The sequence below is a fragment of the Pseudomonas sp. SLBN-26 genome, assembly GCF_006715895.1.
Lineage (GTDB): Bacteria > Pseudomonadota > Gammaproteobacteria > Pseudomonadales > Pseudomonadaceae > Metapseudomonas > Metapseudomonas otitidis.
On the sequence record NZ_VFOB01000001.1, the window covers coordinates 564173 to 589739 of the forward strand.

Genomic DNA, 25567 nt, shown 5'->3' on the forward strand with positions numbered 1-25567 from the left:
CCATGGACCGACTGGGCTACACCGCCATGACCGCCGCGTACCGCACCCAGGCCGCCCTGGACGTACGCGCCAACAACCTCGCCAACGTCAGCACCCCGGGGTTCCGCGCCGACCTGGAGCGGGCCGAGGCCGTGGAGGTGCCGGGCACCGGCTACGCCAGCCGCCACCTCGCCCGGCTGCAGCCGAGCGGCCTCGACCTCAACCCCGGCCCGCTGATGGCCACCGGGCGCGAGCTGGACCTGGCCATCCGCGGCCCCGGCCTGATCGCCGTGCAACTGGAGGACGGCCGCGAGGCCTACACCCGCCAGGGCAGCCTGGCCGTGGACGCTGAAGGCCGCCTGAGCCTCGGCGGCCGGCCGGTGCTGGGGGACGGTGGCCCGCTGCAGCTGCCCCCCTACGACCGGCTGTCCATCGGCAGCGACGGCACCGTCTCGATCCAGCCGCGCGGCGACTACCTGATGGCCGAGGTCGGCCGCATCAAGCGCGTCGACATCCCCGCCGCCGGCCTGCGCAAGGACGCCACCGGCCTGCTGGTGACCGTCGACGGCACCCCGGCCGCCGACAGTGAGACGGTGCAACTGGCCGCCGGCTACCTGGAGGGCAGCAACGTCTCGGCCATCGAGCAGCTCACCGGCACCCTCGGCCTCAGCCGCCTGTTCGAGACCCAGGTGAAGCTGCTCAAGGCCGCCGACGACCTCGCCGCCAACGGCAACCGCATGATCCGCGGCGCCTGAGCGCGCCGCCCCCACACCAAGGAGAACCCCCATGAGTTCCGCCCTCTGGGTCAGCAAGACCGGGCTCGCCGCCCAGGACACCGCCCTGGCGGCGGTGGCCAACAACCTGGCCAACGTCAACACCGTCGGCTTCAAGAGCGACCGCGTCGTTTTCGAGGACCTGTTCTACGCCATCGAACTGCCCCCCGGCGCCCAGGCCGACCAGGTCAACACCGTGCCCTCGGGCATCCAGCTCGGCAGCGGGGTGCGCGTGGCCGGCACGCAGAAGGTGTTCACCGAAGGCAACATGCAGCCCACCGGCCAGCCGATGGACCTGGCCATCGTCGGGCCCGGCTTCTTCCAGGTGGAGTCGCCCAACGGCGAGACCTGGTACACCGAGAACGGCCAACTGCAGCTCAATGGCGAGGGCATGCTGGTGACCGCCCAGGGCCTGCCGCTGCTGCCGGCCATCCAGGTGCCCGCCGGGGCCACCCAGTTCACCGTCAGCCGCGACGGCCTGGTCACCGCTGTGCTCCCCGGGGCCGCCCAGCCCAGCGAGCTGGGGCAGATCATGCTCGCCAACTTCACCAACCCCGGCGGCCTGGAGGCCCTGGGCGGCAACCTCTACAAGCAGACGGTGGCCAGCGGCGAGGCGGTGGAGGGCGTGGCCGGCCAGGAAGGCCTCGGCGACATCAAGCAGAAGGTGCTCGAAGGCTCCAACGTGCAGGTGGTGGAGGCCATGGTCAGCATGATCGCCATCCAGCGTGCCTACGAGGCCAACGCCAAGGTGCTGGATGCCGCCTCCGGCATGCAGCAGTTCCTGAACCAGACCGTATGAGCACCGTGATGCGCGTCCTGCTGTTGCTGCTGCTGCTCATCGCGACGCTGGTCTCGGGTGGCTGCCAGAGCGCCCGCGAGCTGCTGCCCGACGAGGACTCCTCCGCCTTCCAGCCGCCGGAGCTGGACTACGCCCGGCAGCCGGCCACCTCCGGCGGGCTGTTCCGGTCCGGCTACGGCGGCTCGCTGCTGCGCGACAAGCGCGCCATCGGCGTCGGCGACATCGTCACCGTGGTGCTGGACGAGTCCACCCAGTCCAGCAAGAGCGCGGGCACCAGCTTCGACAAGAGTTCCTCGCTGAACATCCCCCTGCCGACCCTGCGCAACCGGCCCTACAACCGGCTGAACAACCAGGCCAGTGCCGAGCGCGACTTCTCCGGCTCGGCCAAGAGTTCCCAGCAGAACACCTTGCGCGGCGCCATCGCCGTGACCGTGCACCGGGTGCTGCCGGGCGGGGTGCTGCTGGTCAAGGGCGAGAAAGCCCTGCGGCTCAACCAGGGTGACGAGTACATCCGCCTCACCGGCCTGGTGCGCATCGACGACATCGACCGCGACAACCGCGTGTCCTCCCAGCAGGTGGCCAACGCGCGGATCTCCTACGCCGGGCGTGGCGTGCTCAACGACAGCAACAGCGCCGGCTGGCTGACCCGCTTCTTCACCTCCCCCCTGTTCCCCCTCTAACGGAGTGCCCCCATGCGCATCCCTGCCACCCTGTTGCTCGGCCTGCTCGGGCTCGCCTGGCAACCCGCCAGCCTCGGCGTCCCGCTGATGGACCTGGTGGATGTCGAAGGCGTCCGCGACAACCAGCTGCTCGGCTACGGCCTGGTAGTGGGGCTCGACGGCACCGGCGACAAGAACCAGGTGAAGTTCACCAACCAGTCGGTGGCCAACATGGTCAAGCAGTTCGGCATCAACCTGCCGCCGGGCACCGACCCCAAGCTGAAGAACGCCGCCGCGGTGATGGTCACCGCCAGCGTGCCGCCCGGCTACGGGCCGGGGCAGACCCTGGACGTGACCGTGTCGTCCCTCGGGGATGCCAAGAGCCTGCGCGGCGGGCTGTTGCTGATGACACCGCTGCAGGGCATCGACGGCGAGGTCTACGCCGTGGCCCAGGGCAACCTGCTGGTGGGGGGCGTCAAGGCCGAAGGCCAGAGCGGCTCCAGCGTTACCCTCAACAGCCCCACCTCCGGGCTGATCCCCAATGGCGCCAGCCTGGAGCGCAGCATCCCCAGCGACTTCGCCGAGCGCCCCGAGGTGCTGCTGAGCCTGCGCGAGCCCGGCTTCCAGAGCGTCAACCGGGTGGTGGAGTCGCTCAACCAGACGTTCGGCGACAACACCGCCAGTGCCCTGTCCTCAGCACGCGTGGCCGTGCGCGCGCCGGTATCCGCCAGCGCCCGGATGGCCTTCATGGCACAGCTCGAAGAACTGGAAGTGGACCCCGGTCGGACCCGGCCCAAGGTGGTCTTCAACAGCCGCACCGGCACCGTGGTGGTGGGGCAGGGGGTGCGGGTCAAGGCCGCCGCCGTGGCCCACGGCACCCTCAGCGTGACCATCAGCGAGAACCCCCAGGTCAGCCAGCCGGCGCCGCTCTCCGGCGGGCAGACCACGGTCACCCCCAACTCCGAGGTGGACGTGGAGCAGCAGACCAACCCGATGTTCAAGTGGCCCGAAGGCACCACCCTGGAAAGCATCATCGACACCGTCAACCGCCTGGGCGCCACCCCCGACGACATCATGACCATCCTCCAGGCGCTGCAGCGCGCGGGGGCCCTGAACGCCGAACTGGTGGTGATCTGAGGAGGCCCCATGGCATCGACCCTTCCCCCTTCGCTGACGCTGCGGGCCGGCCGGGACCTGAACCCGGCCCGTGCACCGCGCAGCCAGCTGCAGGCCGCCTCGGAGGACTTCGAGGCGCTGTTCCTCCAGCAACTGCTCAAGGAGATGCGCAAGGCCGGCGATGTGCTGTCCGAAGGCAACCCCCTGCGCAGCCGCCAGCTCGACACCCTGCGCGACCTGCATGACGAGGCCCTGGCCCGGCACCTGGCCGGCAGCGGCCAGGCCGGCATCGCCGGGCTGCTGGTCAGCCAGCTCGGCGGCGAGCCGCCCGAGCCCGGCGCAGTGCCTGCTGCACCGGCCGGCCACCTGCCGCCCCCCATGCCGACCCCGGCGCAACCTGCCCGCAGCCGGGCCATGGGCACCTGGCTGGCGGGGGCCGCCGGGCTCGCCGCCAGCGCTGCCACGCCGCTGTCGACCCTGGCCCGGGGCAGCGCAGGGCTCCGCGCACTGGTGGGCAGCGTGGTCCGTCACGAGTCCGCCGGCGACGCGCGAGCGGTCTCGGCCAAGGGCGCCCTGGGCCTGATGCAGCTGATGCCGGACACCGCCCGGGACATGGCCCAGGCCCTGGGGCTGCCGTTCGACCCGCAGCGCCTGCTGGACGACCCCGGCTACAACCTGCGCCTGGGGCGCGCCTACCTGGAACAGTTGCTGGCGCGCTACGACCAGCAGCCGGCCCTGGCCCTGGCCGCCTACAACGCCGGGCCCGGCCGGGTGGACGAGTGGCTGCAGCGCTTCGGCGACCCGCGCCTGGGCGAGGTGTCCACCGAGGCCTGGGTGGAGTCCATCCCCTTCGCCGAGACCCGCGCCTACACCCGCAGCATCCTCCGCGACCTTAACGGCCCGAGCCGGCCGGTCGCCCCTTCTCCCGCAAGAGGCAATCCGCCGGCCCATTCGGCGGCCTTCGCCCCCAGCATCCGAACCGGGCACGAGGAGAACGACGCGTGAGCCTGATCAGCCAGATCGCCCTGACCGGCCTGCAGGCGAGCCAGATCGCCCTGGCCGCCACGGCGCAGAACACCGCCAACCGCAACACCGCCGGCTACAGCCGCCTGGACCCGGTGCTGCAGTCGCGGGTCGGGCAGGGCACTTCGCCGGGCGCCGGCGTCGACGTGGCCGCCATCCGCCGCATCGCCGATGCCTTCCAGAACCGCCAGCTGTGGCGCGCCGGTGCCGAGCAGCAGCTGCAGGCGGGCGCACGGCCCTACTTTCAGGCCGTGGAAAGCCTCCTGGCGGGCGAGGGCTCCAACATCAGCAAGGGTCTCGACCAGTTCTTCGCCGCCGTCAGCGAGGCCAGCGCCACCCCGTCGTCCCAGGCCCTTCGCCAGCAGTTGCTGACCGAGGCGGGCAACCTGGCGCAACGCTTCAACAGCCTTTCCAACGGGCTCCAGGCCCAGCTCGACGGCCTGGCTGCCCAGCGCGAGGCGGTGGTGGTGGACATCAACGCGCTCACCGCCAACCTGGCCCTGATGAATCGCCGCATCACCGAGGCGAAGGCCGTGGGCGGCGACATCGCCACCCTGCAGGACCACCGCGACGAGATGGTCAAGGCGCTCGGCCAGCATGTGCGCCTGCAGGTCCGGGAGAGCGCCGAGGGTGCCTACGACATCGCCCTGGACAGCGGCCAGCCGCTGGTGATCGGCGGCACCCCCAGCCGGTTGGAGGTGGTGCGCGACGGTGATGGCCGCCAGCGCATCGAACTGCAGTTCGCCACCACCCGTGCCGGCCTCTCTCCCAATGGCCTGGGCGGCACACTGGGGGCGCTGCAGACCAGCGAAACGCAGTTGCTGCGGCCCAAGCAGGCGTTGCTGCGGGAAATGGCCGGAGCCTTCGCCAGCCGCGTCAACGACGTGCTCACCACCGGCTATGACCGCAACGGCGACCCGGGCCAGCCCCTGTTCCGTCACCAGCCGGGCAGCATCAGCCAGCTGCTGGTGCTGACCGGGATCACCCCTGACCAGTTGGCGTTCTCCGACACCCCCGGCGAGGCCGGCAACAACCGCACCCTGCTGGCGCTGTTCGAAGTGCGCCGCCAGCCGGTGCTGCTGGGTGGCTCGTCCACCACCTTCAACGAGGCCTACGCCGGCCTGCTCGGCCAGGTGGCCAGCGCCAGCCGGCAGAACCAGGGCGACCTCGCCGCCGCCACCCAGGTGACCCGCCAGGCCCAGGCACTGCGCGACGGCACCAGCGCCGTCAACGACGACGAAGAGGCCGCCAACCTGATCGCCTACCAGCAGGCCTACCAGGCCAACATGAAGGTGATCGCCACTGCCAACACCCTGTTCGACGCCATGCTGGCGAGCTTCTGAGGAGATCCCCATGCGTGTCACCAATGCCCAGACCCGCGCACTGATGGGCGAAGCGCTCAACCGCAACGGCCTGGAAGTGGGGCGGCTGATGCAGCAGGTCTCCAGCAACCGGCGCATCCTGCAGCCCTCCGACGACCCCATCGCCAGCGTCCGTCTGCTGCGCAACGCACGGGAGGAGGCAGGCCTGGCCCAGTACCGACTCAACATCGGCAGCGTCTCCTCCAGCCTCGGCGCCCAGGAGACCCAGTTGCGCTCGACCTCGAATGCCTTGCTCAGCATCCGCGACATGCTGCTGTGGGCTCGCAACGGCACCCACTCCGAGCAGGACCTGGGCGCCATCGCCGCGGAGATGAAGACACTGGAAGGCCTGCTGGCCGGCCTGCTCAACAGCCGCGACGAGTCCGGGCGCTACCTGTTCTCCGGCACCCGCATCGACCAGCCGGCCCTGCTGCAGGACCCGGCCACCGGGCGCTACAGCCCCGGCGGCAATGCCGGCGTACGCCAGGCCGTGGTGGACAGCGGCGTGCTGCTGGACGAGAACGTCACGCTGCTGGCCATGCTCGGCCCCGACCTGCCGGTGCTCAATGGCCTGCACGCGTTGCAGCAGGCCTTCCTCGCCCCCGGCATGCAGAGCGGCGACCCGGCCCTGGTGAAGCAGACCGGTGAGCTGCTGGATGTGCTCGACCGCAGCCTCGACGGCGTGCTCGCCGCCATCACCGAACTGGGAGGGCGGCAGGGCACCCTGAACCTGCTCACCCAGGCCAACGAGGACCGCTCGCTGGTCAACCAGCGGCTCGAGTACGACCTTTCCCACCTGGACTACCCCAGCGCCCAGCTCGACCTGGAGAACTACAAACTGTCGATCAAGGCCAGCCAGAAGACCTACCTGGCGATCCAGGACCTGTCCCTGTTCAACCTGCTCTGACCGAGGCCGAACCATGAAGGTCGACCCCACCGCACTCTCACCCACCACATTGCCGCCCCCCCGTGAGCGGCAGCAGACGCCGGCAGCCCAGCCCACCAGCGCCCCGTCGCGCACGGTGGCGCCCGACCGTCCGACGCCGCGCAGCCCGGCCCAGCGCTCGCCCGGCAAACCGTCCAGCTTCAACCTGCAGCTCAACCAGCAACTGAGCCAGATGCAGGCCACCGACCAGTACCTGGGCGAACTGGCCGGACGCCTCGACCACCTCAAGCTCAACCTCGGCCGCGAACTGGCCGCCTCGCGCCCCGCCGACCGCGAAACCCTGCGCCAGGCCACCCGCGAGGTGAATGCCCTGCTGCAGCAACGCGGTGCGCGCACCGCGCAGTCCCTGGACGCCGACCTGCGGCTGCGCCTTGGCGAGCCCGTGCGCAGCCGCTTCCGCCTGGAGGGGCTGGACTCCCTGGAGGCCATCCGCGCCGCGGGCCGCGAAACCCTGGTGTTCAGCTTCACCCGTCAGCCGGGCGAAGCCCTGGCCGTGGCCCTGGATGAAGGGCTGGCCCCGGAACAGGTGCTGCGCCGCTTCAATCAGGGCCTCGGCGCCGCCGGCCTGCGCGCCGAGCTGGACAGCGACGGCGCCCTGCGCTTCAGCGCCCCCGAAGCCCAGTGGCGCACCCTGCAGGACCAGTTGCAGGTGCAAGGGGAGGGCGGCCTGTTCCCCCGCGAGCGGCGTGGCCTGGCCAGCCGTGAAGAGGGCCTGCAGGCCCTGTCTGAACCCCTCGGGCAAAGCCCCCGGGAGCTGCGCAGCCTGCTCGACTCCGTGCTCGGCGTGCTGGAGCGCATCGACACCCTGCGCGACCAACTGGCCCAGCGGCAGGAGGACATCCGCGAATTCCTCGCCCAGGCCGACGCCCGGGACGAACGCCAATGGGCCCAGGCCTTCGCCCGCTCCCTGTACGACCTGATGGGCCAGGGCCCGAACGCCTACGGCGCACTCGCCCAGGCCGTGATCGCCCAGGCCCAGCTCTCGCGCTTCACCGTGGTCAGCCTGCTGGCCTGAGGTTGCTCCTTGCCCGCCCCGGTGTTTGAGCCGCGCCGGGTGCGGGCTTTTTTATGCCCCCGCCAGACTCGTCAGCCTGCCCGTTTCCCTCGCCCTCGTACCCTCTGCATCTGCTGCTTCTGATCGCGCCCATTTGCCAGGGGCGTCTCCGCACGTGCGTCTTTGCTGCCGACCTGCTCTCTGGGAGAACCCGTCAGCACGTCCGCCAGTGGTTGGCGGATAGACGCCGAAACAGGAAGCAAGCGGAAACCTGCATTCCTCAGGGGACGTGCGCCCGCCTTGCCGAGCTTCCTCCGCAAAAGGCTGGAAGCCCCGTGATCCGAGGCTTTCAGCAGTTGGCATCGGCCTTGCTCCGGCGCTGGTCACCATTGCCAGTTCCAAGGAGCCATCCCGATGAACATCGATACCGAATACGCCCGCCAGCAGGCCACCCAGTTGGCCACCTTCGAGGTGCAGGCAGCCCGGGCGCGGGCCAATCGCAGTCAGCAGGCCTACCGTGCCCAGGGCGATGCGCTGGCGAACCTCGACAAGGCGCTGCGCACCTTCAGCACGTCGATCCGCGAGTTCAAGAGCGAGACTCGGCCGATCCTGGCCAACGAGGCCGTGTTCAGTCAGGAGGGCCGGGCGACGGCCCAGGTCGGGGCGACTGCCAGCACGGGGCGCTACAGCTTCTTCGTCGAGCGCCTGGCCAGTGCCCACCAGGTGGCCCTGGAAGGGCTGACGGCGGACGGCATCGGCACCCAGGGGGTGCTGACCCTTCAGCAGGCCGGCAAGTCCTACAGCCTGGACCTGGCCAGCGTCGACCGCGACGGTGATGGCCGCAACAGCCCCGAGGAGCTGCAGCAGGCGCTGTCCACGACCCTGGCCGGCAGTGGCATCAGCACGACGCTGGTACGGGCGGACGGCAAGCTGTCCCTGGTGCTCAGTGCGCGGGAAAGCGGTGCTGCGCAGGCGATCAGCCTGTCCCTCCAGGGGGGCTCCGGCCCGCTGGCGGCCGCTGTTGCCAACCCGCGGACCCTGGCCGAGGCACGGGACGCCCAGGTCCGCCTGGGGGGCGAGGACGGTCTGTTGCTGACCCAGCCGACCAACCGATTCGACGGTGTGGTGGAGGGGGTTTCGCTGACCTTCACCCAGGCCCACCGCCCGGGGGAAAGCCCGCTGCAGGTCACCGTGCGCCGGGACGAGAAGGGTACCCGCGAGCGCGTGCAAGGCTTCATCGATGCCTTCAATACCTTGCTGGGCAGCTTCGACAGCCTCACCGCGAGCGGCGGAAGTGACGGCAGCGGTCGCGGGCCGCTGGCCGGTGACGCCACCGTGCGCAGCATCGAAAACCGGCTCAATGCCGTGCTGCGCAGCGGCTTCGGGGGTCGCAGCCTGGTGGAGTACGGCGTCAGCGCCGACCGCAACGGCAAGCTCACGCTGGACACCAAGCGCCTTGAGAAGGCCCTGGCCGAGCAACCCGGGGAGCTGGACAAGCTGTTCCGCGAACCCGGACGCCTGGTGGAAAGCCTGGAGCGCAGCCTCACGCCCTACATCGGCAGCACGGGTCAGCTGAAGAGCCGCCGCGATGCCATCGCCAGCAACATCCGTCGCATGGATGGCGTGTTCGAGAGCCTGCAGCGGCAGTACGACACCTCCTACCAGCGCTACCTGCGCCAGTACACGGCGATGACCCAGGCCCTGGCCTCGATGCAGCAGACCGGAGGGCTGTTCGCATGAACGGGTTCAACCTGGACGACAGCTACGGCGGCTACCGCGCCGTGGACCTGGAGGCCCGCACCGCCGCCGCGGCCCCCTACGAGTTGGTGCTGGTGCTGTTCGACGGCCTGCTGGACGAGCTGGCCCGCGCCCGTGGCCACATCGAGGCGCGCCAGTACCAGCAGAAGGGCCAGTCGCTGGAGAAGTGCCTGAACATCCTCAACGGCCTGTCCAGCGCCCTCGACTACGAGGCCGGCGGCGAGCTGGTGCAGGGCCTGGCGAGACTCTACGACTACTGCATCTATCGCCTGTCCGAGGTCAGCGTGTCCCTTTCCCTGGAGGGGCTGGACGAAGTGGTGCGCCTGCTGGGCGTGCTGCGCGAAGGCTGGGAGGGGGTCAATGCCACTCGCCGCTGAACACCGCCGCCTTGCGGCGCTGGCCGATCGCCTGGTGCAAGTGCTCACAGGCCACGAATGGGAGGCCCTAGCACCCCTGGATGCCCAGATCGCCACCTGCCTCCGTGCGCTGCGCCAGCAGGGGCACGTCGGCGTCGCCGACTGCCTGGTGTGCCGCCGCATGCGCCGCCTGCACCAGCAGGCTCAGCGGGATTGCCGCGCGGAGCTGCGCCGCCTGGAGCGCCAGCTCAGCCATGACCTGGACGCCGCCGAGGGCCGCCAGGCCTACCTGACCACGGATTGCCAAACCGGAGCCTGACCCATGGACATCAACACCCTGGCGCCGCCCCCCAGCGGGGCGGAGCAAGCCCCTGCCTTGCCGAGCGCCGCCCGTGCTGCCGACGAGCGCCCCGAGGCCGTGGAGGCCTGGGACCCGATCCTGGCGCTGCTCGCCCAGGAGGCGCCACCCCCGATGGCACCCGCCGTGGACGAGGCAGCGGGTAGCGCCCAACCCACCGAATTTATCGACCCGACCTCGCTGCTGGCCCTTGCCCAGGGCCAGCGTGACCTGCAGGTAACCCTGCGGGACCCGGTACGCCATGACATGCCGGAGGGGCTGAACGAGCGCCTGGCCTTGCCGCGACAGCGCCCGGCCTGGGCAGGGGAGGCCATGCCTGCCCAGACGCTGCTGCCCGAGGGTGAGCCCGTACCCGTCCAGATGGAACCGAGCACCCGCGAGCGGCAGGACTCGGCCCCCGGGCGCCTGCCCGTCGAGGCCAGCCTGCGCGAACCGCTGCTGGAGCTGCCACGGTTTGCCCCCTCGCCAGGGCGGCCGACCCAGGTGGCCGAGACCACGGCGGAACGACCGCTGGAGCGCACGGTGCACCTGCCTGGCCCCCAGGCGCGCTGGGGCGAGCAGATGCTGCAGGCCCTGCGTGACAGCGTGGAGCTGCAGCTGGGCCAGCGCAGCCAGAGTGCCCGGCTGCGCCTGGACCCGGCCGAGCTGGGCAGCCTGGAGATCGTCCTGCGCCAGGAAGGCGGCCAGCTCAGCGTGCAGATCGCCGCGTCCCAGGGCGACGTCGCACGCCTGCTGCAGCAGGGCAGCGAGCGCCTGCGCCAGGACCTGGCCGGGCAGCAGGGCCTGCCGGTCAGCGTCTCGGTTTCCACCGAGGGCGGCTCCGGGCAACCGGGCCGCGAGCGGCAGGGGCGCGATGACGGCCCCGCCGTGCTGGCGATCCACGCCAACCCCCTCGACACCCAACGCCAGAGCGCCCGCCACGATGGCCGGGACGACGTGCTGGCAACCGTCTGATTCACCGAGTGAGGTCCCATGTCCACCAACCGCCTGATCCTGCTGATCTTCGTGCTCAACGCCGTGGCCGTCGCCGCCGGCGTTGCGGTCAACCACCTGCTGGTGCAGTCGGCCCTGGCCGCGTTGCCCCTGGGTGGCGAGCCCCGCGAGGAGGCCGAGAAGAAGTCCGAGCCCTCCGTCGAATTCGTCTTCCTGCCGGTGGAGAAAATCATCCTCAGCCTGCCGGGGCGCGAGCGCGAGCACTACTTCGTGCTCGACGTGGTGCTCCAGGGCCCGGCCGGCACCGACAAGAAGAAGCTCGAGCAGGTGGTGCCGATGGTGCGCAGCTCGGTCGCCGCCAACCTCTCCACCCTCCAGGCCGACGAGTTGCGCGCCCTGGGCTTCGAGGCCCTGCGCCAGCGCCTCGAAGAGGGACTCAACGCCGACTTCGCCGCGCGCAATGCCGCCAAGCCCTTCGACAACCTGCTGGTCAGCAAGCTGATCGCCCAATGAGGTCGCCCCCATGCACGCCATTCTTCCGCTCGATACCGACCAACCCGATTTCACTGCCGGCCCGCGCCGGCACTCCGCCGAGGCGGAGCAGCGCTGGCTGCTGCAGTACCTGCCGCTGGTCAAACGCATCGTCCGTCAGCTCTCGCTCCAGGCCAGCCAGGTGATGGACCGCGAGGACATGGAGCAGATCGGCCTTATGGGCCTGCTGGAGGGGCTGCGCCGCTACGGCGAGCCGGATGCGCAGTTCCCGCGCTTCGCCTCCCTGCGCATCCGTGGCGCCATCCTCGACGAACTGCGCCGCCTGGACTGGCGGCCGCGCCAGCTGCGCCAGCAGACCCACCGGGTGCGCGATGCCATCCGCGCCCTGGCCCGGCAACTGGGGCGGGTGCCCCGCGAGGCGGAGATCCTCGCCGCCACCGGGCTGGATTGCGCGGCCTACCAGGAGCACCTGCGCGCCGAGTGCGGCGAGGCCATCGAGAGCCTCGACGTGCTGCTGCAGGAGCAGCACCTGCAGTTTGCCGGCGAGACCCCCGGCCCGGAGGCCCGCGTGTTGCAGGAGCGTCTGCTGAGCCAGGCCCTGGCCCAGCTCAGCGAGCGCGAGCGCCTGGTGCTGACGCTGTACTACCAGCAGGACCTGAGCCTGAAGGAGATCGCCCTGGTGCTCGAAGTCACCGATGCGCGGGTCTGCCAGCTGGTCAAGCAGGCGCTTGGCCGCGCCTGCCAGTTCCTCACCGAAGCCGCCTAGGTCCCGACCATGCAGAAGATCATTGGAAGCCTGATCATCGTGGCCTGCGTCCTCGGTGGCTACGCCATGGCCCACGGCGACATGCGGGTGCTCTGGCAGCCGTCGGAGATGGTGATCATCCTCGGCGCCGCGCTCGGTGCGCTGATCGTCGCCAACCCCAAGGACGTGCTGGTGGAGATGTTTGCCCAGCTGAAGACGGTGTTCACCCAGGGACCTCGCGGCGAGGAGTTCCAGCGCCAGTTGCTGATGCTGCTGTACGAGCTGCTGGAGATGGTCGACGCCGGTGGCCTGAAGGTGCTCGACGAGCACATCGAGGCCCCGGAGCAGAGCGAGCTGTTCGCCCGCTACCCGCTGATCCTGCGGGAGGAGCACCTGATGTTCTTCATCGCCGACAACTTCCGCCTGATGGCCATGGGCAAGATCAGCGCCCACGAGCTGGAGGGTTTTCTCGAACAGGAGCTGGAGGCGATGGAGCACGCGCTGTTGCAGCCCTCCAAGTCGCTGCACAAGGTCGGTGAGGCGATGCCGGGCTTCGGCATCCTCGCCGCGATCATGGGGATCATCATCACCATGGGCAGCATCGGCGGTTCGGTGGCCGACATCGGCAACCACGTCGCCGCTGCCCTGGTGGGCACCTTCCTCGGCATCTTCTTCTGCTACTGCCTGATGGACCCGCTCAGCAACGCCATGGGCCAGCGGGTGAAGACCGAGCTGTCGGCCCTGGAGTGCGTGCGCACCACCCTGGTCGCCCACGTCGCCGGCAAGCCCACGCTGCTGGCGGTGGACGCCGGGCGCAAGCTCATCGAGCAGGACGTCAAGCCGCCCTTCAAGCAGCTGGAAACCTGGGTCAACCAGTACGAAGAGGAGCGCAGCAAAGCATGAGCCGCAGCGGCGACAAGGCCCACGGCCATGAAGTGATCATCAAGCGCAAGGGCAAGAAGGGGCACCACGACGAGCATGGCGGGGCCTGGAAGGTGGCCTTCGCCGACTTCACTCTGGCGATGATGGCGCTGTTCATGGTGCTCTGGATCGTCCAGCCCCAGGCGCGCTCCCAGAGCCCGAGCGCCGGGGAGCTGATGCTCAACCCGATGGTGGATGGCGGTGCCGGCGTGTTCGACGGCACCAGCCGGCTGCCGCTGGACCTGGAAGGCCGTCCGGCTTCCCTTGCCCCACGCCGCGAGCCACCGAAGAAGCCCGAGGACTCCCCAACACCCCGGGCCGAGGCTGCTCCTGCCGAACGCAAGGTGGCCGAAAGCCGCCCTGAAACCACGGCGGCGAAGGACAAGGAGGCATCCAGGTCGCCCCAGCTGTTCCGCACGGTGGAGGACCTGGAGCGCCTGGCGCAGATGATCCGCGACATGGCCGGCGAGGTGGATGCCCTGGCCAACCTGGAGGTGGACGTGGTGCCCCAGGGCCTGCGCATCCTCATCCACGACGACCAGCGCCGGGCCATGTTCGCCCGTGGCAGCGCGCGGCTGGAGCCGCACTTCACCGGCCTGCTGCAGGCCCTGGCGAAGGTGTTGGCGGGGGTGGAAAACCGCCTGATCCTCAGCGGTCACACCGATGCGGTGCCCTATCGGCAGTCCGGCTACGACAACTGGAACCTCTCGGGGGACCGGGCCCTGCAGGCGCGCAATGCGCTGCTGAGCGGCGGGCTGCCAGCGCAGCGGCTGCTGCAGGTCGCTGCCCAGGCCGACGTCATGCCGGTGCGGCCCGAGGCACCGGAGGATGGCGCCAACCGCCGCATCGAGATCCTGCTGCTGACCGAACACGCGGAGCGGCTCTATCGGGAGCTGTTCGGCGACAGCTATGCCCAGGCGCGTGTCGGCGCCGGAGGCGTGCGCTATCAGGGGCCTGCCAGCCCCTCCACCGAAGTCATGGGGGGCGGGGTGGGCAAGTCCACCCGGTAGGGGCAGATGACCCGATGGGTCTCGATGCCATAGAAACAACCGGCCACGGGCAGCACATGGACACGTGCCCCGGGCTGGGTGTGACGCAGCAGCGTGTAGGCCAGCTGGCCGTCCACCCCGTGTGTATCCCCGGCCACGCCACCGTGCTCGACCTTCACTTCGATCGCCCCCAGCCAGTCCACCTCTACTCGCCCGGCCACCACCAGCACGCCGGTGCGGTCCTGCTTGATCGTCGAGTAGAAGCGCCCGTCGTGCAGCATCGAGGTGTGGGTGATCGGCATGACACGGCCATCGGCCAGCACCGCCTCGCCCTGGACCTTGAAGCAGCCGGTGGCGGGCAGGTTGGGCTGGCGCTGCCAGGCGACTAGCCCGGTGCCGACGAGCAGGGCCAGTGCCACCAGCGGCACGCCCCGTAACAGGGTGCGGTCGAGACGCCGGATCATTGCAGGCACCTCCGCCACTGCTGGTCGGAGACCCGTCCCACCTGATCCTGGTGGACCATCAGCCAGTTGGCGCGGCCGTCCGGCTGCAGGCAGATCACCTCATAGAAGTCGGCACTGCTGTACATCAGCAGGTCCGCCGGGCGGCGTGCCACGCGTGCGAGCTGGTCGCGAAAGATCAGGGCATTGCGCTTGAGCTCCGCCAACTGCTGGGCGTTGTCCTCCACCAGGAGGATGTCCAGCTGGCCCAGGCGCAGCGTCTCCGTGGCCATCGCCCGCAACTCCGGCGGCTGGTACACCTGCACAGCACCGATCAGTGACAACCCCAGTACACCGGCGCCCAGTGCCACGGGCAGGCGTTGCCGCCAAAGGCGGAGCGCCGAGCGTGCATGCGCGAAGCGGGGCGGGCGGGGTGGCAACGAGGGGGCCGGGTCTTCCCGTGTCGGCAGGGGGGCAGGGACGGACGCGAGGGGCGCGACCACAGCCACGGTCGGCTCCTCGGCGGGGGCAGGCACAGGTTCGGTTTCGTGGGTGATCTGCAGCAGGTAGCCGGGGTTGAACATGTAGCCCCGGCGCGGCAGCGTCTGGATGATCTCCCGCTGGCGCTCGTCGTGCAGGAGCTGGCGCAGTGTGTAGATCTGCTGGTTGAGGCTGCCCTGGCTCACCACGCGGTCGTGCCAGGCGTATTGCAGCAGCTCGTCCCGGGAGACCACCTCGCCAGGGGACTGCAGCAGGCGCTCCAGCACCTTGCTGCCGGAGAACCCCAGTTCGATCCGCTCCTCCTGGTCGGCCTGGATCAACGAAAGCTGAAAACGCAGCGGATGGAAGCGGACCTGGCAGTCCGTACGACCGGTTCGCAAGTAGATGCAAGACATGTGGCCTCCACTCATTTTCTTGTTCTTTCCATGGGTAAGCAAAATCCGACATCTCGGTCAGAATTTCGGGGAAGGGCCGGGATGCGGGTGCGATTATTGAGGGTGGAGTCAGGTTTTTGGGGGGTGGTGGCGAGTATTGTCTTTGGCGAAATTTCCTATTGTCAGGTCAGCCTTTAAGGCTGCTTCCTCGGAATGCGAGAAGTAGCGGGTATGTGCGGCGAAGTTCGCCAACTGGAAAGGTTTCGTGAAGGCTTCGTTGTGGCGGCTGGAGCGTCTTTGCAATGAGGTGCGTCAGGGCGTAATCGCTCTGAATAAGCCCTTTTGACGGGGGAGGGGCGCAGGGAGGAGGACGTTGCATTCAGGGCGGAGGGGGGGGAAGCCGGGTAAGACGTGGCTTCTACAGATTTTGCGATTTTTGTTGTCGGTGTTTTCGCTGTTTTTGCGGTTATGCCGGAACCATTCCGTGCCAAGGGTTTGCGTAACCGGGTTCGGCGCGGATGAGGGGATAACCCGTCCAGCAGGCTCATCCGCCGCCAAAGCAAAAAAGACGCCCCGGTTTCCCGAGGCGTAAAGCCAGGCTCTGCTGGACAGCGCAGGCTGGAGGGGGAGGAACCGGTCAGCCGAGCAGCGACATCACCAGGGAGGGCATCTGGCCGGCCTGCTTGAGCATGGAGATGCCGGACTGCATGAGCATGGTGTTCTTGGTCATGTTGGCGCTTTCGGTGGCGATGTCGGCATCGAGGATGCGGCCGCGCGCCAGGTCAGTGTTGTCCTTCATGTTGGCCAGGTTGTTGGCGGTGTGGTTCAGGCGGTTGATGTTGGCGCCGAAGGAGGCACGCATGCTGCCGATGGCGTCCAGGGTGCTGTCCAGGGCAGTGATGCTGGCGGTGGACTTGGCGTTGTCCTCGAGTGTCAGCTTCGACAGCTCTTCGGTCAGGGTTTTCTTCAGGGTGGCCATGTTGGCGCTGACGTCCAGGGTCAGGGTCTCGGCGGCGGTGGCGCCGATCTGGAAGTTGACCGCCTTGGAGAATTTGCCGGTGTCGGAGAACAGGTTGTCGCCGGCGTAGGTGGTGTTGCCGAAGATGTTTTCCACTTCCTTGGCCAGTTGGTCGAACTCGGCCTGGATGGAGGTGCGGTCCTTGGCACTGTTGGTGTCGTTGGCCGACTGGGTGGCCAGGTCCTTCATGCGCTGGACGATGCTGGTGATTTCGTTGAAGGCGCCCTCGGCGGTCTGCAGCAGGGAGATGGCATCGCCGGTGTTGCGGTTGGCGACGCCCATGCCGCGGGTCTGGGCATTGAGGCGGGTGGCGATCTGCAGGCCGGCGGCGTCGTCGGAGGCCGAGTTGATGCGCAGGCCAGTGCCCAGGCGTTGCTGGTTGAGGGCCAGGGTGCTGTTGGTGCGGTTCAGGCTGCTCTGGGTGACCAGCGCGGAATAGTTGGTGTGAATCGACAAAGCCATGGGTACTTCCTCTGCAAGTTGCCTGTGTGGCTGGCTGAACTGCCTGCCTGTGTCTGGAAAGCGACCGGCCCGGGAAGCGCCTTAAACATCGATTTCCAGACGCCTTGCTCAACCCAGGGTGCCCACCACCTTGAGCCCCACGCGCTCGGGAATCTCGTTCTGCGAGAGCACGTGCAGCCCGGGGCTGAACACCCGTGCGTAGCGCGCCAGCAGCGGGCGCAGCTGTGGCATCACGGTGAGGATCGGCGGGTGGCCCTCGCGGCGCAGGCGTTCCTTCACCGCTGGCATGGCGCCTTGCAGCTGGTTGAGCAGGGCCGGCTCCACGGGGATCGCGTCCAGGCTCACCGGCCCGGTCTGCTGCGCCAGGCTCAAGGCCCCGAGCAGGGTGTTCTCCAGGGCTGGGTCCAGCAGGAACACCCCCAGCTCGCCGCGCTCCCCGGCGATCTGCGCAACGATGGTGCGGCGCAGCGCGTAGCGCGCATCCGCCGCCAGCAGCAGCGGGTCCTTGGTGCTCTCGCTGCCCTCCAGCAGGGCGGTGGCCAGGGTCACCACGTCGCGCAGCGGCACCTCGTCCTGCAGCAGGTGGCGGCAGGCGCGGTGAATGGGGCCGAGGCCCAGCTGGGCGCGCAGGGCCTCGGCCAGCTTGGGCGCCTCCAGGGCCAGGCGTTGCAGTAGCAGTTCCACGTCGTCCAGGCGCAGCAGGTCCGGCAGGTTCTGGCGGATCACCTTGTTCAGGTGGGTGGCGATCACGCTGGCGCAGTCGATCACCTGGTAGCCCAGGTTCAGGGCGCGGGCCTTCTCGGTGGGCTCGATCCACACCACCTGCATGCGGTACGCCGGGTCGGTGGCGAGGATGCCGTCGATCTCGCCGTACAGCTCGGGGGAGGGGATGGCCATCAGCCGGTCGGCGTGGATCTCGGCGGACTCGATGGTCTGGCCGTTGATCTGGATGCTGTATTGCGAAGCCTTCAGCCGCAGGTTGTCGCGGATGCGCACCTCCGGCAGGAGGAAGCCCAGGTGTTCGGACAGCGACTGGCGCACCCCGCGCACCCGCTGCGGCAGCGGCGCGCCGCCGGCCTCGTTGACCAGCCCCACCAGCTTGTAGCCCAGGGATAGCCCCAGGCGCTCGACGCCGGGCAGGTCCTCCCAGCCCAGCGGTGCGTTGTGCGGGCTGTCCATGGCCTGGGCCAGGGCCTCGGTGCGCTCCAGGGTGTGTGCCTCTTTCGGGGGAGCGCTGCGTGCCACCCGCCAGGCGACGAAGCCCACCAGCGCGGCGAAGGCCAGGAAGGCCAGGTGCGGCATGCCCGGCACCAGCGCCAGCACCACCAGGATGCCGGCCACCGTGGCCAGCAGCGAAGGCGAGGCCAGCAGCTGGCGTTGCACCAGGGCAGTGATGTCGGCGGACTCGTTGACCCGGGTGACGATGATCGCCGCCGCCGTGGACAGCAGCAGCGCCGGGATCTGCGCCACCAGGCCGTCGCCGATGGTCAGCAGGGCGTACTGGCGGAAGGCGTCGCCGCCGCTCATGCCGTGCACCAGCATGCCGATGGCGGTGCCGCCGAAGAGGTTGATCAGCAGCACCAGGATGCCGGCGATGGCATCGCCCCGGACGAACTTCGAGGCCCCGTCCATGGCGCCGTAGAAGTCCGCCTCCTTGGCCACCTCGCGGCGCCGGTCGCGGGCCTGTTCCTGGTTCAGCAGCCCGGCGTTGAGGTCCGCGTCGATGGCCATCTGCTTGCCCGGCAGGGCGTCCAGGGTGAAGCGCGCGGTGACCTCGGAAATGCGCTCGCCCCCTTTGGTGATGACCATGAAGTTGATGATCATCAGGATCACGAACACCACCAGGCCGACGATGAAGTTGCCGCCGATCACCACCTCGCCGAAGGCCTCGATCACCTTGCCCGCCGCGCCGCTGCCGGTGTGGCCGTCCAGCAGCACCACGCGGGTGGAGGCCACGTTCAGTGACAGGCGCAGCAGCGTGGTGACCAGGATCACCGTCGGCAGCAGGGAGAAATCCAGCGGGCGCTGGGACGAGACGCTGACCATCAGCACCAGGATCGCCAGGCCGATGTTGAAGGTGAACAGCGCGTCCAGCAGCAGCGGCGGCAGCGGCAGGATGATCATCGCCAGCACGCTGAGGATCACCAGCGGGATGCCGATCCGCCCGCTGCGCAGGCTGGCTAGGAAGTGGGACAGGGTGGGCATGGGTCAGCCTCGTTTCAACAGGTCGTCGGGAATCGGGAAATGCTGCGGCGGCACCGGCCGCGCGCGGCGGCCCTGGCGCCAGGCGCGCAGTTGCAGGATGTAGTGCAGCACCTGGGCCACCGCCCCGTAGAGCGGTGCCGGGATCTGCTGGTTGACCTGGGTGGTGAAGTACAGCGCCCGCGCCAGCGGCGGCGCCTCCAGCACCTCCAGGCCCCGGGCGGTGGCCAGCTGGCGGATGTACAGCGCCGTCTCGTCCACGCCCCGGGCGATCACGTAGGGCGCTCGCGCCCGCTGCGGGTCGTAGCGCAGCGCCACGGCGTAGTGCTTGGGGTTGACGATGACCACGTCGGCCTGGTCGATCACCCGCGTGATCTGGCGCTGGGCCATCTGCCGCTGCAGCTGGCGGATGCGCCCCTTCACTTCGGGGCGGCCTTCCTGCTGCTTGTGCTCTTCCTTGCGCTCCTGGCGGGTCATGCGCTGCTTGCGCAGGAAGAAGAAGCGCTGCAGCGGCACGTCCAGCACGGCGAACACCACGAACACCGCCACCAGCGCCAGCGCCGTGTCGCCCATCAGCCGCAGCGCCCCGGTGATGGCCCCCAGGGTGTCGCCGTGCTGCAGCGCCAGCACCTCCGGCAGGCGCAGGGCGAAGGTGAACCAGGCCACTGCGGCCAGCACTGCCATCTTCGCCAGGGACTTGAGCAGCTCCGTCCAGTTCTGCCAGGCCACCAGCCGGCCCAGGCCCTTGATCGGGTTGAGCCGCGAGCCCTGGGGCTGCACGTTGCGCCAGGCGAACATCCAGCCCCCGGCCAGCAGCGAAAGCGGCACCACCAGCAGCGGCACCACCAGCAACGGCAGCAGCACCCCTACCAGGGTGGCGATGGCGCGGCCGGCCAGCGCCTTGAGGTCGTCCGCGCCCTGGTGGCCGGGCGCCGGCAACTGGTGCACCTCGCGGAACAGCTGCTCCAGGCCGTCGAGCATGCCCGGCAGTGCCGAGCGCAGCGCCAGCACCGCCACCAGCAGGGTGGCGCCGGTGGCCAGGTCGCGGGAGCGGGCCACCTGGCCCTCCCGGCGGGACTTGCGCAGCTTGTGCTCGGTGGCCTCCTCGGTACGGTCCTGGGCGCTGGACTCAGCCATCGCGGGCCTCCAGCAGCAGGTTGCCGAGGCTGTCGAGGGTCGCCCGGGTCAGCTCCAGGTAGTTGCCCGGCAGGCTCGCCAGGGTCAGCGAGAGGCAGGCCAGGCCGATCACCACCGCAGCGGGGAAGCCCAGGGAAAACAGGTTGAGCGCCGGCGAGATGCGGTTGAGCAGGCCGAAGCCGAACTGCACCAGGCTCATGCACACCACCATCGGCAGGGCGATCAGCAGGGCGGCGGCGAACATCCAGCCGAGGCCGCCCAGCAGCGCATCCATGCCGGCGTAGTGCAGGCCGCTGCCCACCGGCCAGTAGAGGAAGCTCTTGTACAGCACGCTGACCACCAGCAGGTGCCCGTCGATGGCCAGGAACAGCAGCATCAGCAGGATGAAGTAGAGCTGGTAGATCGCCGAGCTGGAGGACACGCCGTTCAGCGGGTCGTTGTACACCGCCATGCTCAGCCCCAGCAGGGTCGAGACCAGGTCGCCCACCAGGCTGAACACCGCGAATACCAGTTGCAGGCTCAACCCCAGCAGCACGCCCACGGCGATCTGCTCCAGGGTCGCCAGCACCCCGGGGGCCGACAGTGGCTCCAGCGTCGGTGCAGGCGGCAGCACGCCGCCCAGGGCCCCGGTCAGTACCAGCGCCAGCAGCACCCGGGCGCGCACGCCCAGGGCGCGGTGGCCGAAGCCCGGTGCCGTGGCGAACAGCGCCAGGGTCCGGCACAGCGGCCACCAGTAGCGGGCCAGGCCTTCCAGGGCGGTGGTGGCCTGCAGCAGGGGATCGCCGGCCATGTTCAGCCCACCAGCCGCGCGGCCTGGCGGAAGGACTCGATGAACAGGTCGCCGAGCCGGGTGAGGATCCAGTGCCCGGCCAGCACCAGCATCCCCAGGGTGATGAGCAGGCGCGGCAGGAAGCTGAGCATCTGCTCGTTGATCTGCGTGGCGGCCTGGAAGATGGCCACCACCAGCCCGCCCAGCAGGCTGGGCACCACCAGCACGCAGACGATCAGGGCGATCACCTCCACGGCGTGGGCGATGATGGCGACGGCGGTATCGGGGGTCAGCATGGCGTGCTCCTCGTCCGTCAGTAGGGCTGCACGCTGCCGGCGAGGGTGCCCACCGTCAGCGCCCAGCCATCCACCAGCACGAACACCATCAGCTTGAACGGCAGCGAGACCATCATCGGCGAGAGCATCATCATGCCCATCGCCATCAGCACGCTGGCCACCACCAGGTCGATGACCAGGAACGGCACGAAGAGCATGAAGCCGAGCTGGAAGGCGGTCTTCAGCTCGCTGAGCACGAAGGCCGGCAGCAACAGCAGGAAGTCCACCTCCTCGCGGCGCTCCGGCAGGGTCTCCCCGGCCAGCCCGGCGATGGCCTCCAGGGAGGCCTCGTGGGTCTGCGCCAGCATGAAGCGGCCGAGGATGTCGCGGCCCTTGCCAAGGGTTTCCTGCAGGGTCAGCCGGTCCTCCTCGAAGGGCAGGTAGGCCTCGTCGTGCAAGGCCTGCCACACCGGCCGCATCACCAGCAGCGTGAGCACCAGGGCGATGCCCACCAGCACGTTGTTCGGCGGGCTCTGCTGCAGGCCCATGGCCTGGCGGAGGATGGACAGCACGATGATGAAGCGGGTGAAGCAGGTCATCAGCATCAGCATGGCCGGCAGCAGGCCGAGCAGGCTCATGAGGATCAGCACCTGCAGCTTGACGCTGAAGTCCTGCCCGCTGGGGGTGTTCTCCAGGCTGAACAGCGTCAGTTCGCCGCCGGCCGCGCCCGCCAGCCCCGGCATCATCGCCAGCACGGCGATGAGGGTGCGCAGCCAGCCGCTCATGCGGTCAGCCCCTGGAGCGGGTTGCCGGCCAGTTCGAGGATGCGCAGGCCGTAGTTGCCGTTCATCACCACCACTTCAGCCTTGGCGAACAGCGCGCCGTTGACCTTCACGTCCAGCGGCTCGCCGGCGAGCTTGTCGAGGATGATCACGCTGCTGGCGTCCACATCCAGTAGCTCGTTCAGGGCCACCTCCACCGAGGCCACCTCCAGGGTGACGTTGACCGGGATCTTGCCGAAGAAGCGCAGGTCCGGCGCGGTGGCGGCGGCGGTCACCGGAGTGACGTCGTCCAGCGGGCCCAGGGCCAGGGCATCGTTCGCCAGCAGGGCGCCGTCGTCGTTGTCGAGCGGGGTGTCGTTCATGCGGATTTCTCGCTTTCCAGGAAGGTGAGGAAGAGGGTGCCCTGGTCATCGAACAGGGCGCCGCGGAACAGCTTCTGGCGGTTGATGCAGACGTCGACCCGCTCCTCCATACGGATCAGCATCACATCGCCCACCTGCAGCCCCAGCACGTCGGCGAGGGACAGGCGCGCCCGCGCCAGCACGCAGTCCAGGCGCACCGGCAGGTGCTGGATGGCCCGGGCCGGGTCGCCCAGCTGGCGCGGTGTGGTCGGCGCCGAGACTCGGCGGATCAGCTCGTCCGTCCAGGCCGCGTCCAGATAAAGGCGCAGGTCGCCGGGGCGCTGGCTGAGGTGGCTCAGGTAGCGCAGGGTCACGACGTACTCCCAATGCACCTCGGCGTAGCTGTCGTGCTGGCGCTCCAGCGGGCCCGGTGCGTCACCGGCCAGCAGTGCCTGGCCGAGGCGCGACAGCACCTGGTCGCCGATCCGCTCGCGCATGCGCGCCTCCGAGCTGCTTTCCGGCGGCAGTTCCTGGCTGGCCGGCGGCGTGCCGCCGTAGTAGCTCTCCAGCACCTCGCCCAGCAGGCTGCGGTCGATGCCGAAGCCCAACTGGCCGATGGGGGACTGGTAGATGCATTCGGGCGGCGTCTCGACCTGCTCCTCCACCTGCACCTCCTGCAGCTCCAGGTTCAGGCGGTAGTGGCCGAGGAAGTAGTCGCTGACCAGGCGCGGGTAGCGGAAGGCGGTGTCCCGCACGTAACCCGGGATCCGGTGGTAATGCCGACCCAGCTTCTGCGGCTGCAGGGTCGTGATGCATTCGGCAGGCACGTCGTTATGGATTTTTCGGCTTGTGTTCATGGGCATCCTCTGCGGCCGTTCGGGCGCCAGGTTCTTTAGGAAACCTGGCAGAGCGTTGTCGGTCCTTTCGCAGCGGATGCCTGGATCGCAGGTCGCGGCCCGGTTTTATCCGGGCGTTGCAGTAAAGAAGGCTCCTGCATCCGCGTGCGATTCGGATACTAGGAGCCGGCGAAGAAGGCTTTAAATCAATTGATCTCAAAAACCCCGCATTGATGAATTCTTGTCGTAGCTGACAGGAAATAAGGCCATTTGTGTGTGGACTTTTCCGATGCGGTGCTAGCGTCGTTTCCAGGCCAACGAGTCGACGCCCTTGCGTCCTCCCGAGCCCTCCGATCCATCACCTACCAACAACAGGCGAACACGCCCGGCCTCGATTCGACGCCAGGGCGCGGGGACGACTGCGCCCCGAGGTTTCGCGAACAGGACGTTTCGAATGGGGGTTACCACCGTGAACATGATGAGCGCTCTCCGCTTTCCCGGGTCCGACCCGCTGCCGGGGCTGGACCGGCCCGATGCCGCCGCCTGGCGCCAGGCACTGGTGATCGGCATGCCCTGGAGTGAGCACCATGCACCGCTCTTGGAGGCCCTGTGCCTGGGCGGCTGCGAAGTGCGCACCGCCCTCGACCTGGCCCAGGCCCGCGACCAGCTGCGCGACGGCGGCCTGGCCTTCCTGCTGCTGGGGGACCTGCCCGTCGAGCAGACCTGCCAACTGGCAGGCGAGCTGCTGCAGCGCCACCCGAACCTGACCCTGGTGCCGGTGGTGGGCTACGCCGACCAGGAGCGCGCCGCGGCCCTGCTGGAGCTGGGTTGCACCGACTACCTACTGGCGCCCTTCGGCGATGGCCAGGTGGAGGCGCTGCTGTGCCGCCTGGCGCGTGCCGCGCGGGCCGACCAGGGCTTCGTCACCCGCTCGCGCACCGGCCGCCGCCTGCTGGCCCTGGCCCAGCGCATGGCGCTGTCGCGTACCCCGGTGCTGATCACCGGCGAGACCGGCACCGGCAAGGAGCTGATGGCGCGCTACGTGCACCGTTTCTCCGCCACCCCGGATGCGCCCTTCGTCGCGGTCAACTGCGCGGCGATTCCCGAGTCGATGCTCGAATCCATCCTCTTCGGTCATGAGCGTGGCGCCTTCACCGGCGCCGTCAGCGCCCAGCCCGGCAAGTTCGAACTGGCCAACGGCGGCACCCTGCTGCTGGACGAGGTGGGCGAATTGCCCCTGGCGTTGCAGGCCAAGCTGCTGCGGGTGCTGCAGGAGCAGCGCGTCGAGCGCCTGGGCGGGCGCCGCGAGATCGAGCTGGACGTGCGCATCATCGCCGCCACCAACCGTGACCTGCAGACCGAGGTGGCCGCCGGGCGCTTCCGCGCCGACCTGATGTTCCGCCTCGACGTCCTCGCTCTGCACATCCCGCCGCTGCGCGAGCGCCCCGAGGACGTGCTGCCCCTGGCCCAGGCCCTGCTGGCCAAGCACGCGCCCCAGGACGCCGGCCGCGAACTGCTCACCGCCGAAGCCAGCCGCCTGCTGCTGCAGCACGACTGGCCGGGCAACGTGCGCGAGCTGGAGAACTGCCTGCAACGCGCCCTGGTGCTGCGCAACGGGCTCTACATCCAGCCCGGTGACCTGCGCCTGCAGGGCGCCCAGCCGATGCCCCGCGATGCCCTGCGCGGGCTCGGCCTCGACGAAGGCGGACGCGCGGCCCTGCGGGCCAGCGCCAAGCTCGCCGAGTACCAGCACGTGATCGACACCATCCGCCGTTGCGGCGGCCACAAGAGCAAGGCGGCGGCCAGCCTGGGCATGACGCCCCGGGCCCTGCGCTACCGCCTCAGTGCCATGCGCCAGCAGGGCGTGGTGCTTTGAACCGGAAGGAGACCGCCATGCCCAGCATCGCCAGCGTCCAGCAGCACCTGCTGGACCTCCAGCACACCCTGGCCGAGGCCAGCCGCGGCGGGGTGTTGCCTGCCAGTCCCTTGCCCGAGGGGCTGCCCCCCGGCCCGGCGGACAGCTTCGCCGCCGCCCTGCGCGCAGTGGACGCCCAGCAGCACGCCGCCGGCCAGGCCATGGCGGCGGTGGACAGCGGGCGCAGCACCGACCTGGTGGGCGCCATGTTGCAGAGCCAGCGGGCCAGCGTGTCCTTCAGCGCGCTGCTTCAGGTGCGCAACAAGCTGGCCACCGCCTTCGACGACATCATCCGCATGCCGGTGTGATCCGG

Annotated in this window: 28 protein-coding genes; 18 read left to right on the forward strand and 10 right to left on the reverse strand. The window is 69.4% G+C overall.

Going from position 1 to position 25567, the window contains the following annotated elements; translation table 11 throughout:
- Positions 1–2 precede the first annotated feature (2 nt).
- From FBY21_RS02650 to FBY21_RS02725, 16 genes are all read left to right on the forward strand, one after another.
- Positions 3–734 (forward strand): flagellar basal body rod protein FlgF, encoded by a 732-nt coding sequence (locus tag FBY21_RS02650; protein ID WP_142008445.1) that lies wholly within the window; start codon positions 3–5, stop codon positions 732–734.
- Between the two features lie 31 nt (positions 735–765).
- Positions 766–1551 carry a flagellar basal-body rod protein FlgG gene (gene flgG / locus FBY21_RS02655; protein ID WP_142008447.1) on the forward strand — a complete coding sequence of 262 codons (786 nt, stop codon included), beginning with the start codon at positions 766–768 and terminating at the stop codon, positions 1549–1551.
- An 8-nt stretch (positions 1552–1559) separates the two neighbouring features.
- Positions 1560–2231 (forward strand): flagellar basal body L-ring protein FlgH, encoded by a 672-nt coding sequence (flgH, locus tag FBY21_RS02660; RefSeq protein WP_044407089.1) that lies wholly within the window; start codon positions 1560–1562, stop codon positions 2229–2231.
- Positions 2232–2243: 12 nt separating this feature from the next.
- Positions 2244–3347, forward strand: coding sequence for a flagellar basal body P-ring protein FlgI (locus tag FBY21_RS02665; RefSeq protein WP_142008449.1), 1104 nt, complete (start codon positions 2244–2246; stop codon positions 3345–3347).
- A 9-nt stretch (positions 3348–3356) separates the two neighbouring features.
- Complete coding sequence (locus FBY21_RS02670; RefSeq protein WP_142008451.1) at positions 3357–4331, forward strand: transglycosylase SLT domain-containing protein; 975 nt, start codon at positions 3357–3359, stop codon at positions 4329–4331.
- Entirely contained in the window at positions 4328–5692 is a 1365-nt protein-coding gene (flgK, locus tag FBY21_RS02675) for a flagellar hook-associated protein FlgK (protein ID WP_142008453.1), read from the forward strand. The genes FBY21_RS02670 and flgK overlap by 4 nt, the downstream gene beginning before the upstream one ends.
- A gap of 10 nt (positions 5693–5702) precedes the next feature.
- Positions 5703–6617 (forward strand): flagellar hook-associated protein FlgL, encoded by a 915-nt coding sequence (gene flgL / locus FBY21_RS02680; RefSeq protein ID WP_142008455.1) that lies wholly within the window; start codon positions 5703–5705, stop codon positions 6615–6617.
- A 13-nt stretch (positions 6618–6630) separates the two neighbouring features.
- Positions 6631–7671 carry a hypothetical protein gene (locus FBY21_RS02685; protein WP_142008457.1) on the forward strand — a complete coding sequence of 347 codons (1041 nt, stop codon included), beginning with the start codon at positions 6631–6633 and terminating at the stop codon, positions 7669–7671.
- A 393-nt stretch (positions 7672–8064) separates the two neighbouring features.
- Positions 8065–9390: a flagellar filament capping protein FliD gene (gene fliD / locus FBY21_RS02690; RefSeq protein ID WP_074967956.1), complete on the forward strand. Its 1326-nt coding sequence runs from the start codon at positions 8065–8067 to the stop codon at positions 9388–9390.
- Positions 9387–9785 carry a flagellar export chaperone FliS gene (gene fliS / locus FBY21_RS02695; RefSeq protein WP_044406994.1) on the forward strand — a complete coding sequence of 133 codons (399 nt, stop codon included), beginning with the start codon at positions 9387–9389 and terminating at the stop codon, positions 9783–9785. Before fliD ends, fliS begins: the two co-directional genes overlap by 4 nt.
- Positions 9769–10083, forward strand: coding sequence for a hypothetical protein (locus FBY21_RS02700; protein WP_142008459.1), 315 nt, complete (start codon positions 9769–9771; stop codon positions 10081–10083). The genes fliS and FBY21_RS02700 overlap by 17 nt, the downstream gene beginning before the upstream one ends.
- Positions 10084–10086: 3 nt before the next feature.
- Entirely contained in the window at positions 10087–11076 is a 990-nt protein-coding gene (locus FBY21_RS02705) for a flagellar hook-length control protein FliK (RefSeq protein WP_142008460.1), read from the forward strand.
- Positions 11077–11094: 18 nt separating this feature from the next.
- A complete protein-coding gene (locus tag FBY21_RS02710) occupies positions 11095–11568 on the forward strand; it encodes a flagellar basal body-associated FliL family protein (protein ID WP_107331272.1) in 474 nt (157 codons plus the stop codon).
- A gap of 10 nt (positions 11569–11578) precedes the next feature.
- Positions 11579–12313, forward strand: a complete 735-nt coding sequence (locus tag FBY21_RS02715) for a FliA/WhiG family RNA polymerase sigma factor (protein ID WP_074967963.1) — start codon at positions 11579–11581, stop codon at positions 12311–12313.
- A 9-nt stretch (positions 12314–12322) separates the two neighbouring features.
- Positions 12323–13195: a flagellar motor stator protein MotA gene (gene motA / locus FBY21_RS02720; RefSeq protein ID WP_044406983.1), complete on the forward strand. Its 873-nt coding sequence runs from the start codon at positions 12323–12325 to the stop codon at positions 13193–13195.
- On the forward strand, positions 13192–14223 hold the full coding sequence (locus tag FBY21_RS02725) for an OmpA family protein (protein ID WP_142008462.1): 1032 nt from the start codon (positions 13192–13194) through the stop codon (positions 14221–14223). The genes motA and FBY21_RS02725 overlap by 4 nt, the downstream gene beginning before the upstream one ends.
- On the opposite strand, the gene FBY21_RS02730 is transcribed toward FBY21_RS02725, so the two are convergent.
- The 10 genes from FBY21_RS02730 to FBY21_RS02775 all read right to left on the reverse strand — a co-directional run bounded on the left by FBY21_RS02730 (position 14160) and on the right by FBY21_RS02775 (position 23360).
- A complete protein-coding gene (locus FBY21_RS02730; protein WP_142008464.1) occupies positions 14160–14666 on the reverse strand; it encodes a hypothetical protein in 507 nt (168 codons plus the stop codon). The two genes, FBY21_RS02725 and FBY21_RS02730, sit on opposite strands and share 64 nt — an antisense overlap.
- The gene (locus FBY21_RS02735; RefSeq protein ID WP_160158555.1) at positions 14663–15538 is read right to left on the reverse strand and encodes a transcriptional regulator; all 876 of its coding nucleotides are present in this window, start codon (positions 15536–15538) and stop codon (positions 14663–14665) included. Before FBY21_RS02735 ends, FBY21_RS02730 begins: the two co-directional genes overlap by 4 nt.
- A 616-nt stretch (positions 15539–16154) precedes the next feature.
- On the reverse strand, positions 16155–16997 hold the full coding sequence (gene lafA, locus FBY21_RS02740) for a lateral flagellin LafA (RefSeq protein WP_074967972.1): 843 nt from the start codon (positions 16995–16997) through the stop codon (positions 16155–16157).
- Between the two features lie 108 nt (positions 16998–17105).
- Positions 17106–19202 carry a flagellar biosynthesis protein FlhA gene (locus FBY21_RS02745; protein WP_142008468.1) on the reverse strand — a complete coding sequence of 699 codons (2097 nt, stop codon included), beginning with the start codon at positions 19200–19202 and terminating at the stop codon, positions 17106–17108.
- Positions 19203–19205: 3 nt separating this feature from the next.
- Positions 19206–20336, reverse strand: a complete 1131-nt coding sequence (flhB, locus tag FBY21_RS02750) for a flagellar type III secretion system protein FlhB (protein WP_142008470.1) — start codon at positions 20334–20336, stop codon at positions 19206–19208.
- Positions 20329–21126, reverse strand: coding sequence for a flagellar biosynthetic protein FliR (gene fliR / locus FBY21_RS02755; RefSeq protein ID WP_044399934.1), 798 nt, complete (start codon positions 21124–21126; stop codon positions 20329–20331). Before fliR ends, flhB begins: the two co-directional genes overlap by 8 nt.
- Before the next feature lie 2 nt (positions 21127–21128).
- A complete protein-coding gene (locus FBY21_RS02760; RefSeq protein WP_044399931.1) occupies positions 21129–21401 on the reverse strand; it encodes a flagellar biosynthetic protein FliQ in 273 nt (90 codons plus the stop codon).
- Between the two features lie 17 nt (positions 21402–21418).
- Complete coding sequence (fliP, locus tag FBY21_RS02765; RefSeq protein ID WP_044399928.1) at positions 21419–22165, reverse strand: flagellar type III secretion system pore protein FliP; 747 nt, start codon at positions 22163–22165, stop codon at positions 21419–21421.
- Positions 22162–22524, reverse strand: coding sequence for a FliM/FliN family flagellar motor switch protein (locus FBY21_RS02770; protein WP_044399925.1), 363 nt, complete (start codon positions 22522–22524; stop codon positions 22162–22164). The genes fliP and FBY21_RS02770 overlap by 4 nt, the downstream gene beginning before the upstream one ends.
- Positions 22521–23360: a FliM/FliN family flagellar motor switch protein gene (locus tag FBY21_RS02775; protein WP_142008472.1), complete on the reverse strand. Its 840-nt coding sequence runs from the start codon at positions 23358–23360 to the stop codon at positions 22521–22523. Before FBY21_RS02775 ends, FBY21_RS02770 begins: the two co-directional genes overlap by 4 nt.
- A 433-nt stretch (positions 23361–23793) precedes the next feature.
- On the opposite strand from FBY21_RS02775, the gene FBY21_RS02780 reads away from it, so the two are divergent.
- Positions 23794–25215 (forward strand): sigma-54-dependent transcriptional regulator, encoded by a 1422-nt coding sequence (locus FBY21_RS02780; protein ID WP_253543624.1) that lies wholly within the window; start codon positions 23794–23796, stop codon positions 25213–25215.
- A 17-nt stretch (positions 25216–25232) separates the two neighbouring features.
- Positions 25233–25562, forward strand: a complete 330-nt coding sequence (locus FBY21_RS02785) for a flagellar hook-basal body complex protein FliE (RefSeq protein WP_044399918.1) — start codon at positions 25233–25235, stop codon at positions 25560–25562.
- The last annotated feature ends 5 nt before the right edge of the window (positions 25563–25567 follow it).

Coding starts and splice junctions, on each gene's coding strand:
- FBY21_RS02650 (WP_142008445.1), top strand. CDS start 3: ATGGACCGACTGGGCTACACCGCCATGACCGCCGCGTACCGCACCCAG.
- flgG (WP_142008447.1), top strand. CDS start 766: ATGAGTTCCGCCCTCTGGGTCAGCAAGACCGGGCTCGCCGCCCAGGAC.
- flgH (WP_044407089.1), top strand. CDS start 1,560: ATGCGCGTCCTGCTGTTGCTGCTGCTGCTCATCGCGACGCTGGTCTCG.
- FBY21_RS02665 (WP_142008449.1), top strand. CDS start 2,244: ATGCGCATCCCTGCCACCCTGTTGCTCGGCCTGCTCGGGCTCGCCTGG.
- FBY21_RS02670 (WP_142008451.1), top strand. CDS start 3,357: ATGGCATCGACCCTTCCCCCTTCGCTGACGCTGCGGGCCGGCCGGGAC.
- flgL (WP_142008455.1), top strand. CDS start 5,703: ATGCGTGTCACCAATGCCCAGACCCGCGCACTGATGGGCGAAGCGCTC.
- FBY21_RS02685 (WP_142008457.1), top strand. CDS start 6,631: ATGAAGGTCGACCCCACCGCACTCTCACCCACCACATTGCCGCCCCCC.
- fliD (WP_074967956.1), top strand. CDS start 8,065: ATGAACATCGATACCGAATACGCCCGCCAGCAGGCCACCCAGTTGGCC.
- fliS (WP_044406994.1), top strand. CDS start 9,387: ATGAACGGGTTCAACCTGGACGACAGCTACGGCGGCTACCGCGCCGTG.
- FBY21_RS02700 (WP_142008459.1), top strand. CDS start 9,769: ATGCCACTCGCCGCTGAACACCGCCGCCTTGCGGCGCTGGCCGATCGC.
- FBY21_RS02705 (WP_142008460.1), top strand. CDS start 10,087: ATGGACATCAACACCCTGGCGCCGCCCCCCAGCGGGGCGGAGCAAGCC.
- FBY21_RS02710 (WP_107331272.1), top strand. CDS start 11,095: ATGTCCACCAACCGCCTGATCCTGCTGATCTTCGTGCTCAACGCCGTG.
- FBY21_RS02715 (WP_074967963.1), top strand. CDS start 11,579: ATGCACGCCATTCTTCCGCTCGATACCGACCAACCCGATTTCACTGCC.
- motA (WP_044406983.1), top strand. CDS start 12,323: ATGCAGAAGATCATTGGAAGCCTGATCATCGTGGCCTGCGTCCTCGGT.
- FBY21_RS02725 (WP_142008462.1), top strand. CDS start 13,192: ATGAGCCGCAGCGGCGACAAGGCCCACGGCCATGAAGTGATCATCAAG.
- FBY21_RS02730 (WP_142008464.1), bottom strand. CDS start 14,666: ATGATCCGGCGTCTCGACCGCACCCTGTTACGGGGCGTGCCGCTGGTG.
- FBY21_RS02735 (WP_160158555.1), bottom strand. CDS start 15,538: ATGTCTTGCATCTACTTGCGAACCGGTCGTACGGACTGCCAGGTCCGC.
- lafA (WP_074967972.1), bottom strand. CDS start 16,997: ATGGCTTTGTCGATTCACACCAACTATTCCGCGCTGGTCACCCAGAGC.
- FBY21_RS02745 (WP_142008468.1), bottom strand. CDS start 19,202: ATGCCCACCCTGTCCCACTTCCTAGCCAGCCTGCGCAGCGGGCGGATC.
- flhB (WP_142008470.1), bottom strand. CDS start 20,336: ATGGCTGAGTCCAGCGCCCAGGACCGTACCGAGGAGGCCACCGAGCAC.
- fliR (WP_044399934.1), bottom strand. CDS start 21,126: ATGGCCGGCGATCCCCTGCTGCAGGCCACCACCGCCCTGGAAGGCCTG.
- FBY21_RS02760 (WP_044399931.1), bottom strand. CDS start 21,401: ATGCTGACCCCCGATACCGCCGTCGCCATCATCGCCCACGCCGTGGAG.
- fliP (WP_044399928.1), bottom strand. CDS start 22,165: ATGAGCGGCTGGCTGCGCACCCTCATCGCCGTGCTGGCGATGATGCCG.
- FBY21_RS02770 (WP_044399925.1), bottom strand. CDS start 22,524: ATGAACGACACCCCGCTCGACAACGACGACGGCGCCCTGCTGGCGAAC.
- FBY21_RS02775 (WP_142008472.1), bottom strand. CDS start 23,360: ATGAACACAAGCCGAAAAATCCATAACGACGTGCCTGCCGAATGCATC.
- FBY21_RS02780 (WP_253543624.1), top strand. CDS start 23,794: ATGGGGGTTACCACCGTGAACATGATGAGCGCTCTCCGCTTTCCCGGG.
- FBY21_RS02785 (WP_044399918.1), top strand. CDS start 25,233: ATGCCCAGCATCGCCAGCGTCCAGCAGCACCTGCTGGACCTCCAGCAC.